This window comes from Chroococcus sp. FPU101 (assembly GCF_017312365.1).
Taxonomy (GTDB): Bacteria; Cyanobacteriota; Cyanobacteriia; order Cyanobacteriales; family Microcystaceae; genus Chroococcus.
On sequence record NZ_BLJI01000057.1, the window covers coordinates 1 to 14,251 of the forward strand.

General features: G+C 41.9%; 14 protein-coding genes. 5 read left to right on the forward strand and 9 right to left on the reverse strand.

What is annotated here, in order from left to right; translation table 11 throughout:
- Nucleotides 1-250, reverse strand: a 250-nt coding sequence (locus CFPU101_RS23575; protein ID WP_206818095.1) for a helix-turn-helix domain-containing protein, incomplete at its 3' end; no start/stop codon positions are given.
- Between the two features lie 177 nt (nt 251-427).
- Nucleotides 428-1,132 (reverse strand): Crp/Fnr family transcriptional regulator, encoded by a 705-nt coding sequence (locus CFPU101_RS23580; protein WP_206818097.1) that lies wholly within the window; start codon nt 1,130-1,132, stop codon nt 428-430.
- 117 nt (nt 1,133-1,249) lie between these two features.
- Between CFPU101_RS23580 and CFPU101_RS23585 the strand changes: the two genes are divergently transcribed.
- Both CFPU101_RS23585 and CFPU101_RS23590 read left to right on the forward strand, forming a co-directional pair.
- Complete coding sequence (locus CFPU101_RS23585; RefSeq protein ID WP_206818099.1) at nt 1,250-1,636, forward strand: response regulator; 387 nt, start codon at nt 1,250-1,252, stop codon at nt 1,634-1,636.
- Nucleotides 1,637-2,086: 450 nt separating this feature from the next.
- Complete coding sequence (locus CFPU101_RS23590; RefSeq protein ID WP_206818101.1) at nt 2,087-2,452, forward strand: response regulator; 366 nt, start codon at nt 2,087-2,089, stop codon at nt 2,450-2,452.
- 14 nt (nt 2,453-2,466) lie between these two features.
- Here the strand turns inward: CFPU101_RS23590 and CFPU101_RS23595 are convergent, their stop codons facing one another.
- A complete protein-coding gene (locus tag CFPU101_RS23595; RefSeq protein WP_206818103.1) occupies nt 2,467-3,249 on the reverse strand; it encodes an ATP-binding protein in 783 nt (260 codons plus the stop codon).
- 560 nt (nt 3,250-3,809) lie between these two features.
- Nucleotides 3,810-4,019: a hypothetical protein gene (locus CFPU101_RS23600; RefSeq protein WP_206818105.1), complete on the reverse strand. Its 210-nt coding sequence runs from the start codon at nt 4,017-4,019 to the stop codon at nt 3,810-3,812.
- 575 nt (nt 4,020-4,594) lie between these two features.
- Here CFPU101_RS23600 and CFPU101_RS23605 point away from each other — a divergent pair.
- Nucleotides 4,595-5,362 carry a GIY-YIG nuclease family protein gene (locus CFPU101_RS23605; protein WP_206818107.1) on the forward strand — a complete coding sequence of 256 codons (768 nt, stop codon included), beginning with the start codon at nt 4,595-4,597 and terminating at the stop codon, nt 5,360-5,362.
- Between the two features lie 199 nt (nt 5,363-5,561).
- On the opposite strand, the gene CFPU101_RS23610 is transcribed toward CFPU101_RS23605, so the two are convergent.
- The gene (locus CFPU101_RS23610) at nt 5,562-6,077 is read right to left on the reverse strand and encodes a ribosomal protein L7/L12 (protein ID WP_206818108.1); all 516 of its coding nucleotides are present in this window, start codon (nt 6,075-6,077) and stop codon (nt 5,562-5,564) included.
- Between the two features lie 298 nt (nt 6,078-6,375).
- On the opposite strand from CFPU101_RS23610, the gene mobQ reads away from it, so the two are divergent.
- Nucleotides 6,376-8,424 carry a MobQ family relaxase gene (mobQ, locus tag CFPU101_RS23615; RefSeq protein WP_206818109.1) on the forward strand — a complete coding sequence of 683 codons (2,049 nt, stop codon included), beginning with the start codon at nt 6,376-6,378 and terminating at the stop codon, nt 8,422-8,424.
- A 31-nt stretch (nt 8,425-8,455) separates the two neighbouring features.
- Here mobQ and CFPU101_RS23620 read toward each other — a convergent pair whose 3' ends face one another.
- Together CFPU101_RS23620 and CFPU101_RS23625 are read right to left on the reverse strand one after the other, a co-directional pair.
- Entirely contained in the window at nt 8,456-11,668 is a 3,213-nt protein-coding gene (locus tag CFPU101_RS23620; RefSeq protein WP_206818110.1) for a phage/plasmid primase, P4 family, read from the reverse strand.
- A 137-nt stretch (nt 11,669-11,805) separates the two neighbouring features.
- The gene (locus tag CFPU101_RS23625; RefSeq protein WP_206818111.1) at nt 11,806-12,096 is read right to left on the reverse strand and encodes a DNA-binding protein; all 291 of its coding nucleotides are present in this window, start codon (nt 12,094-12,096) and stop codon (nt 11,806-11,808) included.
- Between the two features lie 73 nt (nt 12,097-12,169).
- Between CFPU101_RS23625 and CFPU101_RS23630 the strand changes: the two genes are divergently transcribed.
- A complete protein-coding gene (locus CFPU101_RS23630) occupies nt 12,170-13,114 on the forward strand; it encodes a hypothetical protein (protein ID WP_206818112.1) in 945 nt (314 codons plus the stop codon).
- Here the strand turns inward: CFPU101_RS23630 and CFPU101_RS23635 are convergent.
- Both CFPU101_RS23635 and CFPU101_RS23640 read right to left on the reverse strand, forming a co-directional pair.
- The gene (locus tag CFPU101_RS23635) at nt 13,053-13,766 is read right to left on the reverse strand and encodes a site-specific integrase (RefSeq protein ID WP_206818113.1); all 714 of its coding nucleotides are present in this window, start codon (nt 13,764-13,766) and stop codon (nt 13,053-13,055) included. The two genes, CFPU101_RS23630 and CFPU101_RS23635, sit on opposite strands and share 62 nt — an antisense overlap.
- Nucleotides 13,767-13,988: 222 nt before the next feature.
- Nucleotides 13,989-14,251, reverse strand: a 263-nt coding sequence (locus CFPU101_RS23640; protein ID WP_242578224.1) for a helix-turn-helix domain-containing protein, incomplete at its 5' end; no start/stop codon positions are given.

Genomic DNA, 14,251 nt, shown 5'->3' on the forward strand with positions numbered 1-14,251 from the left:
CGACTAAAGAAGACAGCCCGACAGGTGTGGTGGCGAGTTCGGTCGGAGTATCTTTAGTAGCTTCAATAGCAGGTTTATAGGTGGTCGTATTTAATTCCTCTTTAAGCTTGTCCAGTTCGGATAAGTCGTAGACAGCGACGGGTCGGGTTTTGCCCCCTTCGTACTTGACGCTGAGTTTGCCTTTTTGGGTGTAGCGTTCAATTGCTCTAGTGCTGACACCGAGGTAGTCCGCCGCTTCTTGTTTGTTCATGGGGGTTCAGAAAATATCGACAGTGACCGACAGGAGAATTTTTGCTGTCGGAGTTACCATCATTTTACGATTGTCCGAGCCGAACCCCGACAGTGACCGACAACTTTAGGGCGACAGGGTGTAATCGCCATCATCGTGACACTCAAACGATGCACCTTTTAGGTAAATTCTTAAAAATTAGAGCTTAATTTTCTGGGTCAGATATTGCTTTAATACTTCTTTAACCACAAAGTAGCACTCACAGGCGGCATCTTCCATCCCTTCTCGATTGAGGATTGTAATTTGACCTCGGTTGGCACGGATTAATCCGGCTGATTGTAAAGTCCCAGTGACGATGCTAACGCTTGGGCGACCTGCCCCGATCATCTGTGCCAAGATTTCTCTTGTGAAGGACAACTCTGATTTCTGGGTATGATCTTGCGCGGTTAATAACCACCGACAAAGCCGTTCTTCTACACTATGGAAACGATTACATAAGGCCGATTGACTTAATTGCACTAACTTTAGGTAAGCAAAAGCAGCTACTTTTTGCCGTAGCGTAGAAAATTGCTCAAGAGCCTCTTTAAAATCTTCGCTCTTAAGTTTTAAGGCTCTGCCTGACATTTGAACTTCAACTTGCCAGTAGGAAATGTCTTCACCGAGCAGTAGGACGACTCCCACTAGGCCCTCCTTTCCCGTGATTCCCATCTCGACAATTTCACCCATTTCGGTCGAATTTGTCCAAGATAGTAAGCACGTCGTCGGAAAATAGACGCTTTTTATCTGTTCTCTAGGTTGGTAAATAAAATCACTCTGTTGCAATTCAACTTCTGTTAGCTTGGGTCGCAGCCACTCGAACTCGGTTGGCGGTAATGAATCAAGAATCAAGTTGTTTAAAGCCATAGCACAAAAGAACTCTGCATTAATTGTTTTAGAAGTCAGTTCGGCAGCGAACAGACTTGTCTGATTTAAGGTTAATAATCTAGAGCTAGTAGAGAAAAAAGCATTGTCAAGGTAAAAATGGGGTCTCCTGTGAAAAAAAGGATTTTGTGCGTTAATGACTCAGGAGATGAGTGTGAGTTTTTCTCTTTTGTTTTGGCTCTAGCTGGATTTGAAGTCGAATCAGCGCGCTCAGAAGAAGATCTTTTATCAGTGAGCCAGAACAGTCTATTTGATTTATGTTTGTTGAACATCTCTCTTAAGGAGAGTACAGGTTTTGAGTGGCTCGAAAAAGTCCAAGCAATTGCTCCGTCAATCCCCCTGATTATTTGTTCAGATATTGCGAGTGAAGCTCTCCGACAACAAGCGATGCTGGCAGGTGTTTGTGCCTTTTTTACCTCACCGATTGATTTTGATTTACTGGTTACAATCATCACTCAACTGCTCGAACCTTCAACCGAAAATTGAATTGATGTCCTTGACCCTCGGTTGAACCTACTTGGAGTAGAACTTGCACTTCATGAGAGCGAAGTGCCAGATTCGAGAAAAGAAGTTAGCTTGCTCACGGGGCTTCGATTGTCATGAAACAATGACATAGTGGAGGTCAAAAAATCCGACTTCAAAAGTTGTTCTAATCGAGCTTGGCTCTGCTAAAATCAGTATTCTAGTAAGGGTTTTCGGGTTTTAACTCTCAAGCGGCTCTGTTAATAGAATGATTCATCACGTGAAAACTAAAACTTGAACACTTTAATCGTTTTGATGAATTTCTAATTCTAGATGTAGCCAACTGGCAACGATTGAGAGTGTAAAATGCCGTCAATTCCTATCAGTTCTTAACGGAGCTTTTTGTTCTAAAGCGAATTATGAGCGATTTTCCCTTCAGCTTTCTAGAAGAGCTACTTTTTAATCTCGAAAATCATGAATATTTTGTTAATTGAAGATGATGAAGTAGATATCATCGCTTTTGAGCGTCTCTTAAAAAAAAATGCTATTGACCATCGCCTTTATGTCGTTAATGATGGATTAGAAGCTTTGTTGTTTTTAGAGGAACAACATCGTCAAACACTTGGGACTTTTACTCAAAAATTATTAATATATCTCGATCTCTATCTGCCGAAACTGAATGGACTAGAATTCCTGGCTAAATTGCGCTTTGAGCCAAAATTTAAGAAGATTCCTGTTATTGTTTTGATTTCGTTTGACCAAGAACGATATTTAATCGAGCAATCTAACTTGAAAATAGCGGGATATCTCAGAAAACCGATTACCTTTTTCTATCATTAAATTAATCAAAACACTTAACTCGGCTCAGGGGATACTTCAAGTCTTACAGGCCAAGTAAAACGAAAAGTCGAGCCTTTTCCCAGTTCGGATTCAACAACAATTTTGCCCGATTCAGTCTCAACAATTTTTTTGACAATTGCTAAACCCATTCCAGTGTTTTTCGACTGACTGCTGGATGGAAGTGTTTGAAAAATGCCAAAAATTTTTTGATGGGACTCAGGAGCAATGCCTGGGCCATCATCAGTGACCGCAAATTCATAATACTCTCCTTGTGCCATTGCTTTAATCTCAATTAGTCCGCCGTCACGATTGTGATGTTTGATGGCATTACTAATCAGATGAAACAACACAATTGCTAAAAGCGATCTCTTAGTAACGACGGTCGGCCGATTGGGCGGAACCGTAATCATGAAGCTAGATAATGGACTAAATAAATCGACAATTTCAAAGATGAGAAAATTAAGGTCAGTTACTTCTTCTTCTACTTTTCGGCGGCCAACTCTTGAATAAGCTAATAATCCATCAATCATGATTTCCATCTGAGCGACACGCTCACGCATTAACTCTAGATGGTGTTGATTTTCGGGTTCTAGTTGCCCGTCTAGGTCTTCGGTGAGCCATGTGGCGAGATTGGCTATTCCTCTTAGTGGTGCTTTCAGGTCGTGGGAGATAATATAGATGAAGTCATCAGAGTCTTGAGGGCCAACAGTTAAATTGGCCGTTCGTTTTTCAAACCGTTCTTCAAATTCGTTATAAGCTACCTTCAAATACAACTCGATTTGTTGGCGATTTCTCATAGAGCAAAGTAGTCAGTTTTCAGCAAATAGCTAATCACAGTTATTATTTCTTAATATCTAAACTCATAATCAGCAATAATACTTCTAGCTTTAGAAAGATTGGATAAACTCAGCTTTTCTGCTCAATTGCCTATTGTTCAATCGTCGGGGAACTTTTTTATCACTTTTGTTTCTCTTTACTTTGCCTCCAAAAGCTTTATTAATAGATTGACTCAATAGCCAGATTCGCTCCTAGTTAAGGTAAGTAAAAAAGCGAAACAAAGAGAAAAAGCAATGACATTTTTTATAGCAGATTTTAGATTCTTCTACACTTTGATTAGGCTTTTTAACTTAAAATCTCAAGAAGCTTACTCAATGGCGAAGCTGAATTGTCAAATTTTCTTAACTTTTTTTTGCTCAATAATGGCTTATCGTCATTTTGGCCGAGACTAACTAGACGCTGCCAAATGTAGATGAAAAAGAAATCACTCTTTCAACTAGCTAACAAGTTAACCAATTAACCAACTAGGAAGCTAACCATCTGACGAGAGGCTAAAGAGCAAGGTTGTTGAGGCTGCTTACTAACTCTTATCTCGTTGTGCGGCCTGTAGATTAAATTGAATCAACTGTTTCAGCAACTTTTGACAATTCTTAGATGTGGCGATCGCTTTTTCTAGCAGGACTTCTACTTGCTCCCAATTTCGGTTTTGACAAGCAATTATCACCTTCTGGTTCAAATGAACGGCTTGAGCGATTTCAAAATTCAATTGAGCCATCAACACATCGATCATATTAGACTTTCATTTCGGAATTCATTCATAGACTAGAAGCTTTACGGTATAAGCGTTTTAAGCTCTCTTGGCTAGAAAAATCGACTCGCTAGTTTTCTTTTAAATTACATAATCTACTTATTTGATTGACAATGTAATTTATTTTAGATCCTTTTTTCCCTTTTTAATGACAATTAAGCATACATTGTTAAGCATAAAAAGTTGACAATGTAATTGTAATTGTCTAACCATCTCCTCAAGAAAAAAAAATATCCTTTGATAAAAAGCGATTTATAAAGGAGTCAATTACAATAACATAGGTTTATGTATTTACTGTCATTCATTTGAGCATTTAAAGCTTCTTATCCTGATACATTATTCGGACTATAGCTTGATTACATTTTTAAAATTACAAGATATCTAAATTTTGTATTTATTTTTGTATATATTGTCTATATAACAAAAATACATTCAATGACATAATCTTAATTATTTCTATTAACTAACACTCACTTTCTCATTATTCTCCCCTTTCATCTCAGCTTGTACATTAGTTATAATTACAGTGCATACATATTTGTCACTCCCCGTCACCTATGACCGAAAGCTCTAAGAGTACCGCCGTTACCTTCCGTTGTCCTAGTGAAGTCATCGACAGCATCGACCACCAAGCCAAAGCCACCAAACAGAATCGAACTGATGTTCTCGTTGACCTAATCTTAGGTTCAATTCCTAACGTAAAAGTCATTGAACGTTCTAAACTACCGCCTGTCCCTGCGATTTATTATGTCTTTACCCCAGACAAAAAATTATTGTACATTGGCAAAGCCGATAACCTACAGAAACGCTGGAATAGTCATCATAAATATCAATTCTTTATTGAAACCTCTCTTGATTGTCGCATTGGTTACTTTACCCTTAATTCAATAGATAATCTCAATGAAGTTATTGAGGAGTTCCAAAACGAATCTGAAACTACACCTACCGAGAATATCTTAGTAACTAATGGTCAGTTAAACGAACTTAGAGGGGAACTCTACGCCTTAAAACGGCAATTCGACATCACCTTTAGTAGCCTGTCGGCTATAGGTTTAGAAAACCTCATGAAGCGTTTTGAAGACCTCAAACCCCCTTCTGGTCTACAGGACTGGACACCGACCTCTGAAGACCGTCGAGAGGGCATTGTGAGAAGCAACCTGATGAAACACTTCGGTTTTAACTCAACCCCTGATTTAGAGAGTGCAGCATCCTTTTACAACAATGAACCCGACAAATACCTTGAGGAGTTATCAGGATGGCAATGTAGACCTATTGAACTTGGTAGCAGTAGAACCCGTTTTTATCCGCCTCAAACCAAACCTTAAAGCTAGGTCGGAATCAGGTTGGATTGATGGGTTATTTGTTTGAGGCTAATACTTATGCCAACCCGATTCCTAAACCTCGTCACTGCTGAGGCTGTTCGTTTTAATTAATCACTTCGTTTTAGTCTTATCTCCAGCCCCAGCAGGCGAGGTTTCCCTAGCTTTAGGTGGAAGGACAAACAACACTCGCTCTCCATCTCGGTTAGTCAAGAGACTTTCTTACAGTAATAGTCGCTCCGAACTCTAAAAATTGCTTTTTAATCTCTTGTGCTTGAGCTACATTATTAACTTTCATCAACAACGTCGGAGCAGATTCAACTAGATCCTTAGCTTCTTTAAGACCTAAATTAGTCACGTTCCGAACCGTCTTAAGAGCTTTAATTTTATCGGTGCCATGATCCTCTAAAATCACTTCAAAAGACTGTAGGAAAGCTGCACTCTCCGAACTCGATGTTGGCTCACTCTTAAGAACCTGAACAGGAGGTAAATTAAATAACGTCCGATCTCCCGACCTAGACAAAAACCCATCTAACCGCCTGTAAATAACATTCTTATCTAATTCCCCTCTCTCCATCATCTCCATCGCTAAAGCACCTAAGAGAATTTTTTTTCGAGTGTCTTCCTTACGTTTCTGTGTGGCTTCAGCCGCCTTAATCTTTTGGATCTGAGCCTTAAGTTCTTCTTGCTTCTTTAATAACTGTTCTAATCGCTTATTCATCACTCAATCTCTTCTCCGCCTTGATAGAACCATCTTAGCTAAACTCAAACTTACTGCCTACGTTCACCAACTTGAGTGCTACACTAAGGTTATCGTCTGTTTCCCATTACGCAGTAATGGCGCACTTATACAACCTGCGGTTGCGTGCGTCAAAGGGGGTACCCCCCTTTGAAAACCCCCTCGGTTGGTTTCAAAAATCCTCTGACTGACTTTTCAATTCCATCGCTTCGTAATTATTCTTGTTTTTGGGCAGATGGGAAAGAAGTTAACTCTACTCAAGAAAGTTTCATCACATTCAATGGCTATTTATCATGTATCAGCAAAAATCATTTCTCGTAGTGGGGGCAAAAGTGTTCTAGCTTCTGCTGCTTATCGTGCTGGGGATAAATTGACTGATGTTCGGTTAGGAAAAAGTTTTGATTATACGAAAAAGCAAGGGGTAGACTCGACAATAATTCTAGCCCCATCTAACGCACCCGAATGGGTTTATAACCGTGAGAAATTATGGAATCAAGTCGAGGCAGCCGAGAACCGAAAAGACTCTCAACTGGCCCGTGAATTTAACATTGCTCTACCTGTTGAACTCTCTAATGAGCTTCGGAAGGATTTAGCCAAATCCTATGTACAAGAACAATTTGTTAATCGGGGCATGATTGCTGATGTTGCCTTTCATGACCTGTACAGTGATAATCCTCATTTTCATGTGCTGCTCACCATGAGAGACATTACAGAACAGGGGTTTAGTAAGAAGAAAAATCGAGACTGGAACTCAACCGAGCTATTAGTAGAGCAGAGAGAAGCATGGGCTAATCATGTTAATGCTGCTTTAAAGAAAATTGGGTTAGTCGAGGAGAAGATCGACCATCGTACTTTAGTGGCTCAAGGCATTACAGAGCGCATTGCTCAGGTACATCTAGGCCCAGAACTACACCGCATTAGAGAAGAATATCTTGAACAGGGTAATTTACAGGCATTTCGTTCTAAGTATCAGATTGGGGATTTGTACGAGACGATCACAGAGATTAACAGAGAACTGGCTTCTAGCAACGCTGCCTTAGAGGAACTTGATGAATTAATAGCAATCGAACAGGAGGCAATGGAAGAAATTAAGCAGCAGACAACTTCTTTCCCATCTGCCCAAAATATAACTATGAACCCAAACGAGCCAAATGAGGAATCCGACCGTGAACGGGAATGGGAAAGCACCGCAGAATCTATCAATCTCACCGAACGACTTGACGAAATTACTAACTACTTTACAAGCTCTAGCCGAACGGCTAGAGATAGCGGACGAAAACTCCAAAGCCTTGCCGACCGTCTTAGAGGCAGTAGTTACGAAGTTGGAAACAATCGAGAATCGAGTCAATCGATTGGAGACAGTACAGCAGAGGGAGTTGAGCCAACTCCTGAGCCATCAAGAAGACCTCAAAAGCCAAATCAAGGACTTGCAAAAGGCGCAGGTGAAGGTTCTAGAAACAGCCAGCAGCGAAATCCAGAGCAGTCTGAAAACCTACAACAAAAACTGTCTAGTGACTTGGGAAGCGGCACAGAAGGACAGGGAAAATTTGAAAGGTCTACTGAACCAGCTAGATCGCCCCACACTGCTGAAACTGGGGGGTCTAATTCTAACCCTGAGCAGTCTACTCAGTTGGAGCTTAATCAGAATTTTTCCCCCAAACACCAACTTAATCGAACAGATCAAGGGACGGGTGAACAACATCGAGATCAAACTCAATCGTCTGGAGAAGACGAAAAATCGTTAACCAAACAACAACGACAATCAGATTTGAATAATTTGGCCGCGATATCTACCATTATTCGACTAATGCAAGATTTAGACGAAGAAACGTTTGAAGGCCAACGGTATCGATTAAAAGTCTCTCCTGACTTCTCTATCGTACAGATGTACGCTCTAGATGGTCGAGGTTTAATCCTTGAACAAAAAGATGGTCAAATCAGGGGCCAACTATCAGAGGTAGATCTAAAAGCTATAGAGCATTTGAATCAGCAGCTTGACCGAAGAGAGGCACAACGACAGGTAGATCACTGTATGCCTGTTCTAGCCAAACTCTTAAATTATGTTGGTCAATACAGACAGAACAATTCGGTTTATTTTCTCGAATTTAATTTCAAAACTCAAATCATGACCTATCGCTATAAGGAGAACTCCGAAGACTTCCTTGTCGCTCAACAGACTGAACAGGGTTGGAAGTACAAGGAAGGAAAATTATCCTCAGTTCTTGAACTTGAAATCTCCGTTGATTTAGACCAGTGGTTAGAGCAACAGGAGAAAGCCAAAGTCAAAACCAAAACCAAAGAGCGAAGTAAAGATGGCCCAAGTTTATAGAAAGCAAGTGCCTTAACCTTATTTCTTTGGGTTATTGCCGCTTTAAGTATTGCCAAAACTCGATGATTTGCTCATCGAGAAGTTTGATTCGAGCTTTGACCCCGTAAGTTTGAAACAGGTATTCTTTGGCTTGTTCAGTTGTCCAGCCCAAACGGATTAACTCATCATCAATAGCAGCGATCATTTCATTGTAATCATAGGCTCGTTGCTCTAACAGATTTAATTGATCAGTAGAAGCCGCTTCATTAAACTTTTGCTGTTGTGCGGGAGTTAACACATGATGGAAAACCCAATCGATTTCGTTACTACTAAAACCTGACTCTTTCTTAAATCGTGTTAACTCCTCAATATTATTGCAACCCAACATTAACTCCTTACATTTAAAAGCCCGTTTTTCTTTGGCTCGAATGTCATTCGATGTGCGGTGAGGATAAGTCGAGTAATCGATCTTTGGAGATTGAATCGGCTGTAATCCATCACCATCAGTTGTTTGAGCGATTTGATTTGGGACACAAGTGTTTTTGGCTGTGACCTTTGGTGATGGATTCGTGCCGTCACCGTGATGGTTCTGTGATGGCGGCTGTGATGGCACTGAAATGGCTTGTAATTCATCACCATCAATTATTTCAGCCATTTGCTGTGATGAATGTGATGGCAGAGAGCCACTATTTATTGCTTTATTTAAACTAACATCGGTTACTGATGAATGAAGTTGATCTTCTTTTTCAAACGAGTTTAAAAATAATCCATCACATCCATCACATCCATCACCAGTAAGACTTTGAGCCATCACACCATCCCTCACACTATCCATCACATCCGTCACAAAGAGAAAATTAGAAGAATTAAATGCTTCCTTATTCCAAGACTGGCCACCCCCACCATCAGGCGGTGAATTTGGCGGGCTACTATCGCCTGTGATCAATAACGGGTCTAAATCAGCATCAGTGCGAATCTTTAAACCCAAGAAGTAAGCCCCATTGCGATCGCGCCCATGAGCAACATCAAGTTTTAATTGATTCACACACAAATCAGAAAGTAAATTGACAAAGCGACGGACACTAATCGCTTTAGCCCCAGTGTTATGACAATATTCGGCATAATTAGCATAAAGCCACTGGTTAACGTGACAGTACCAAGAATCCGAATCGAGATTTTTATCTCGTTTGGCCACGCCGACGGCCATTCGATAGCCATCACGGTAAACCATCGCATGGTCTAACCAATCGGCTATCGGATTCGTTTCGACCAAACTTTGCGCCTTCATCGCCGCAAGTTTCGGCACCCGTTGCTGATAGTTTTTAATTAAAGCCGTTGCCTCATCAGGTTTGACCCCCAGTACCCAATTGAGTAAACCTGGAATATACGGGGCAAATTCGCCATAGATTTCACCATTACGATGTTCAATTAAATTCTTCTGTTGGTCAGTTTCAATGCGTTGGGTCATCGGAACGGTCATCCGACGGCGTTCTAAACCACTGGTATAATCTCCTGATTGAATAATTTCATTAGCCGCCACCAGCACCATTGCCGTCGGTGTAAAGCCGCCGTTACTCTGCTTAAATTTAACTTCATAAGGCAGTGAATCTTGACCCGTTAAAGCTTTAAGAATTGAAACATTACCCGTATAGCGTTCACTATCGGTAATGACCACTAAACGCTTATCTTTAATTGAAGCCGTTTCAAAGCGTTCGTTTTCGAGTTTCTTTAGTGTCGTCGTATGAACATTACGAAAACCCACTAATGAAATTGCCAATCGAATATAAGTCGATTTTCCCGTTCCCCCTGGGCCAATTAACTCTAAATACTTTTGCCAATCCGTGCGACCCGTAACAATGCCATAAAGGTAGGATCTGAGTAATTGTACTAAATTTTCATCCCCCTGGCACATTTCTAGAAGCCATTGTTTAATCGGGTCACAAACGGCTAGAGGATTGTAATCATAGGGCAAACACCACGTTAAACGATGTTCAGGATCATGGGGCATCAATTTATATGTTGAACGAGAGAGAACACCGTTAGTAAACGGAATAAATTCTTCAGTTTCATCCCACGTTCTGACCGCTAATTCATATCTCATCAGGGCTTCAATGTTCCGAACTAAACTGTCAGTAATTCGCGGCTCCTGAACTTTTTCGTCTTTGGTGATGGTGTACATCGATTGGTTGGCTGTTAATTCAGCGAGGATCACTTGACGGACAAATTCAACGGGTTCGATGCTCCAAATGCCTTTTATTGATGTACTATAGGTTCGCCATTCTTGTATGGACACATCCCAAGCCAGACGCTTTTCATAGCGTTTAACCAACCACTTGGCTAAAGGAAACTGCTCCCAAGAATTCGGATAACCTTCGGGAATAGAAGGCCGTCCATCTTCGTATTCCTCTTGCCAATCGACAAAACGAATGGCTTTAGCGAGTAGCTGCTGTCTAAATTCTTCGATACCGTTCATCTGGATATAATCATCGATGCCCTTGCCCTTATTCTCATCCCATGAAGGAAGAACGTAAACTGGAACGTTAAATTTTGTTAACTGACTTCCGAGCTTATGTAATGCTTTCCTGATATTTCCAGAAGTCGAAATGTCAGCATCGAAGGCCAAAATAAAGCCAAATCCTGCCTTAGCCAATCGTTCTAAAGCCGAAACTAGATAACGTTTGCCTTGTGGGTCGGATTTAGCGGGGGTTAAACCCATTTCGACTCCGAGCAGGGCGAGCGTCACAAGCCCAAAAATACACGCGCAAATGGCTTTAAAACCGCCTTCAGTGATAATTATGTAGGGATGCCCATCGATTTGCCAACAACGGGCTTTCAGGGCATTTAGATCGTGCCAGAAATAGGGATCTGTGGGATGGGCAGGTAAAAGGGCATCATATTCATCTTTAAATGCGGTGCGGTATTTAGCGGCTTTCTTACCTTGTTTGTCACTCCAGGGCTTGTCGGGCTTAAATTGGAACTGACCGTTAGACCCCGAAATGATGATGCCACCCGAACGGGCAGGGTAGCCGAGGAGTTGAGAGGCTTGTTTAATGTCTACGGAGTAGCAGTTAGCCGCGATCCAGTCTGGGTCGAGTCCTCTTTGTTTTTGATGGGTGTCCGAGCCGCAGCAGTGGGTAAAGTGCTTGTCGGTTAAGCGTTTCGGGTCGGATGAGGGAAGATTGGGGGTTGAGACAACGGTATCTTGATTAGCGGATTTGATGGGCGTACTTGTCTGTACCCACTCAGATAAGGTAGAATTGTACATAACTACTTGTTTAAAAATGAATAACAATTCGTGAGAAGCCCTGCTATTTCTTGTACTCTTAGCAGGGTTTTTCACGTATTAGGATTATTATAATCCTAGTTTCAAGTTTTTGAAATTGATTGGCGACGAAGAGTTTGTTAAGATTTTTTACGTTTGGACAAACGCTTGGTATGGATATACTCTAATGCGTCTTCTTCTGTGATGAAGAATGTACCTGTTACTTTAAAAGCTTTTAAGTTTGGCTGAATATTTTTCTGTGGATAGCCAGTAATATCGTATCCCACTCTACGAGTGCTAATGCCCAACTCTGCTGCAATTTCCTCAAGTGTCCAATAACCAGGGAGACTGGGTTCTTTTCTTTGTAGAGGCGGGTCAAAGTCAGATGGATTTCTGACCATTGGTTCATTTGTGGCTAGGGGATTAGGCATCTTTGACGAGTAGTGAAATACTCTTAATTATTCCCATGATATCAAGGGTATTTTCAATTTCACATCAAATCGAATGACACGACAGCCCCACGACCAATTTGCCAAAGAGTACCTAGAGGAATTATTAACCCCTTTAGGGAAAGTCGAAACCAGCCGCGATGTCAGAAGCGAAGTCACTGAAATCGATGTCTGGTTCGTTCCCGCCGCGACACCTGCTACTAACACCCAAAATCTTGGATTACTAAGCTTTATGGCCGCCACTAGCTGTTTATTTGAACCTTATCGCAATGCCCCGACTGAAATCGAAATCCGTAGTTGTCTCTTAAAGCTTTATACCGTTCACTCTGAGCTATTACGGAAAGCCAAACGGGAAAAACAGTCGTTATCAGAAGTCGAACTGCCGTTTTTATGGATTCTGTCACCTTCGTGTTCAGTTAGAATCAAGGACGGATTTGGGGCCAGATTAAATGAGAAGGAAAATTGGGTAGAAGGAGTTTATTTTCTGCACGACTTTCTTAAAACCGCCATCGTCGCCATCAACCAACTCCCTGTTACACCCGATACACTCTGGTTAAGGGTTTTAGGCAAAGGAAGCACCCAGAGACAAGCAGTAGAAGAATTAGCCAACTTAGCAGAAAATCATCCGTTCCGAGATAATTTGTTAGAGATCTTAGCTTCTTGGCGTAAGACATTAGAGTTAAAAGATAATAAGAGTGAAGAAGAGAGGGAATTAATTATGAACTTATCACCCGCTTACATAGAGCAGCGCGAATTGTGGCGACAAGAGGGAAAACAGGAAGGAAAGCTTGAAGGAAAACAGGAAGGGAATTTCGAGGGACAGTCCCTCATGGTGGCCAGTTTGCTTTCTGAACGATTCGGCACTTTAGATGAAGAAATATCTAATCTAATTCCTGCTTTAATGCAGCTTCCCCTACCAGAGCGCACGAGATTACTGTTCAACTTATCGAATCTTTCTCGTGAGGACTTGTTAGCGGCTCTTTCCGAGTCATCGAACTGAGAGCGTCAGATGAGACTTCGTGATAGGCGGTTTTGTCGAAGTCAGTTCCTTCCACTGGAGTGAGCAGGGAAAGGGAGGCGATCGCACCTTTGATTTGTTCGGGTTTAACTTCTAGATATTTGTAAAGTTCATCAAGGGTGCGGTGTCCTGAGATTTCTTGGATGATGCGTAAGGGGATGCCTGCGTTGCTCATTTGCGTTAAGGCGGTACGACGGAAGCTGTGGGTGGATACGCCTTCTATGCCGACACGTTTACAGGCTTGATTGAGTAACCAGATGGCGGAATCGCGGTGCAGGTGGGTGTTCGCTCTTTTGTTTCCTTCGTTGCCTGGAAAGAGGTAGATGGAGTTTTTTCGGGGGGTGTAGGCTTCTAGTTTAATTCTGAGGTCTTCAATAACGGGGATGGTGCGGGTGGCCAGCTTGCCTTTGGTGTTGCCTTTACGGATGATGAGTTCGGGTCGGACGTTTCCTTGTGTGTCGTAGACATCGCGTTTGGTTAGGGTGACGGCTTCAGAGATGCGGCAGGCGGTGTAGAGGCAGACGGCAAAGAGGGCGCGATCTCTAGGCGGGTTGACGGTTAAACCTTGATTAAAGAGTCGTTGAATTTCGTCGGTTGTGAGGATTTTCGCTTGTCCGTGACGGTCGATTTTCATTCATGCTTATCCTTGGAAAGAAATCGGACAAAATAGGACAGCCTTCAAATCAACAAGCTGACCGTGAAACTAATAGACTAACTCAAAAAGGCTGTCCTATTTTGTTAAGACGAGAGTGAATCCCACAGTGCCTTTGTGAATATTGAATCGCCATCGGTGTGTGCAGGTCAACCCCGACAGTGACCGACAGGTTTCACAGATGTCGCTATTAACCCTGTCGGGTTATAAATTTTCGATGTACTCCTCTAGGTCTTTACGCTTGACCCGCCATGCTTTCCCGACGATTTGAGCTTTGAGTTGGTTAGATGCGATCGCTTCTTTTAAGGTTTCACGGCTCAAGCCCGTAAGGGCTTGAACTTCTTTTAGAGTCAGCAGCAGTTTATTTTCAATTCCGACAGTGGGTTTAGCGGTTGGCAGTGCCTTGAGGTAAGAAATCGCTTCGGTGAGTTGTTGCAGTTGGTTGGAGAGGGGAAGGATAAATTTTT

Coding starts and splice junctions, on each gene's coding strand:
- CFPU101_RS23580 (WP_206818097.1), bottom strand. CDS start 1,132: ATGGCTTTAAACAACTTGATTCTTGATTCATTACCGCCAACCGAGTTC.
- CFPU101_RS23585 (WP_206818099.1), top strand. CDS start 1,250: ATGGGGTCTCCTGTGAAAAAAAGGATTTTGTGCGTTAATGACTCAGGA.
- CFPU101_RS23590 (WP_206818101.1), top strand. CDS start 2,087: ATGAATATTTTGTTAATTGAAGATGATGAAGTAGATATCATCGCTTTT.
- CFPU101_RS23595 (WP_206818103.1), bottom strand. CDS start 3,249: ATGAGAAATCGCCAACAAATCGAGTTGTATTTGAAGGTAGCTTATAAC.
- CFPU101_RS23600 (WP_206818105.1), bottom strand. CDS start 4,019: ATGATCGATGTGTTGATGGCTCAATTGAATTTTGAAATCGCTCAAGCC.
- CFPU101_RS23605 (WP_206818107.1), top strand. CDS start 4,595: ATGACCGAAAGCTCTAAGAGTACCGCCGTTACCTTCCGTTGTCCTAGT.
- CFPU101_RS23610 (WP_206818108.1), bottom strand. CDS start 6,077: ATGAATAAGCGATTAGAACAGTTATTAAAGAAGCAAGAAGAACTTAAG.
- mobQ (WP_206818109.1), top strand. CDS start 6,376: ATGGCTATTTATCATGTATCAGCAAAAATCATTTCTCGTAGTGGGGGC.
- CFPU101_RS23620 (WP_206818110.1), bottom strand. CDS start 11,668: ATGTACAATTCTACCTTATCTGAGTGGGTACAGACAAGTACGCCCATC.
- CFPU101_RS23625 (WP_206818111.1), bottom strand. CDS start 12,096: ATGCCTAATCCCCTAGCCACAAATGAACCAATGGTCAGAAATCCATCT.
- CFPU101_RS23630 (WP_206818112.1), top strand. CDS start 12,170: ATGACACGACAGCCCCACGACCAATTTGCCAAAGAGTACCTAGAGGAA.
- CFPU101_RS23635 (WP_206818113.1), bottom strand. CDS start 13,766: ATGAAAATCGACCGTCACGGACAAGCGAAAATCCTCACAACCGACGAA.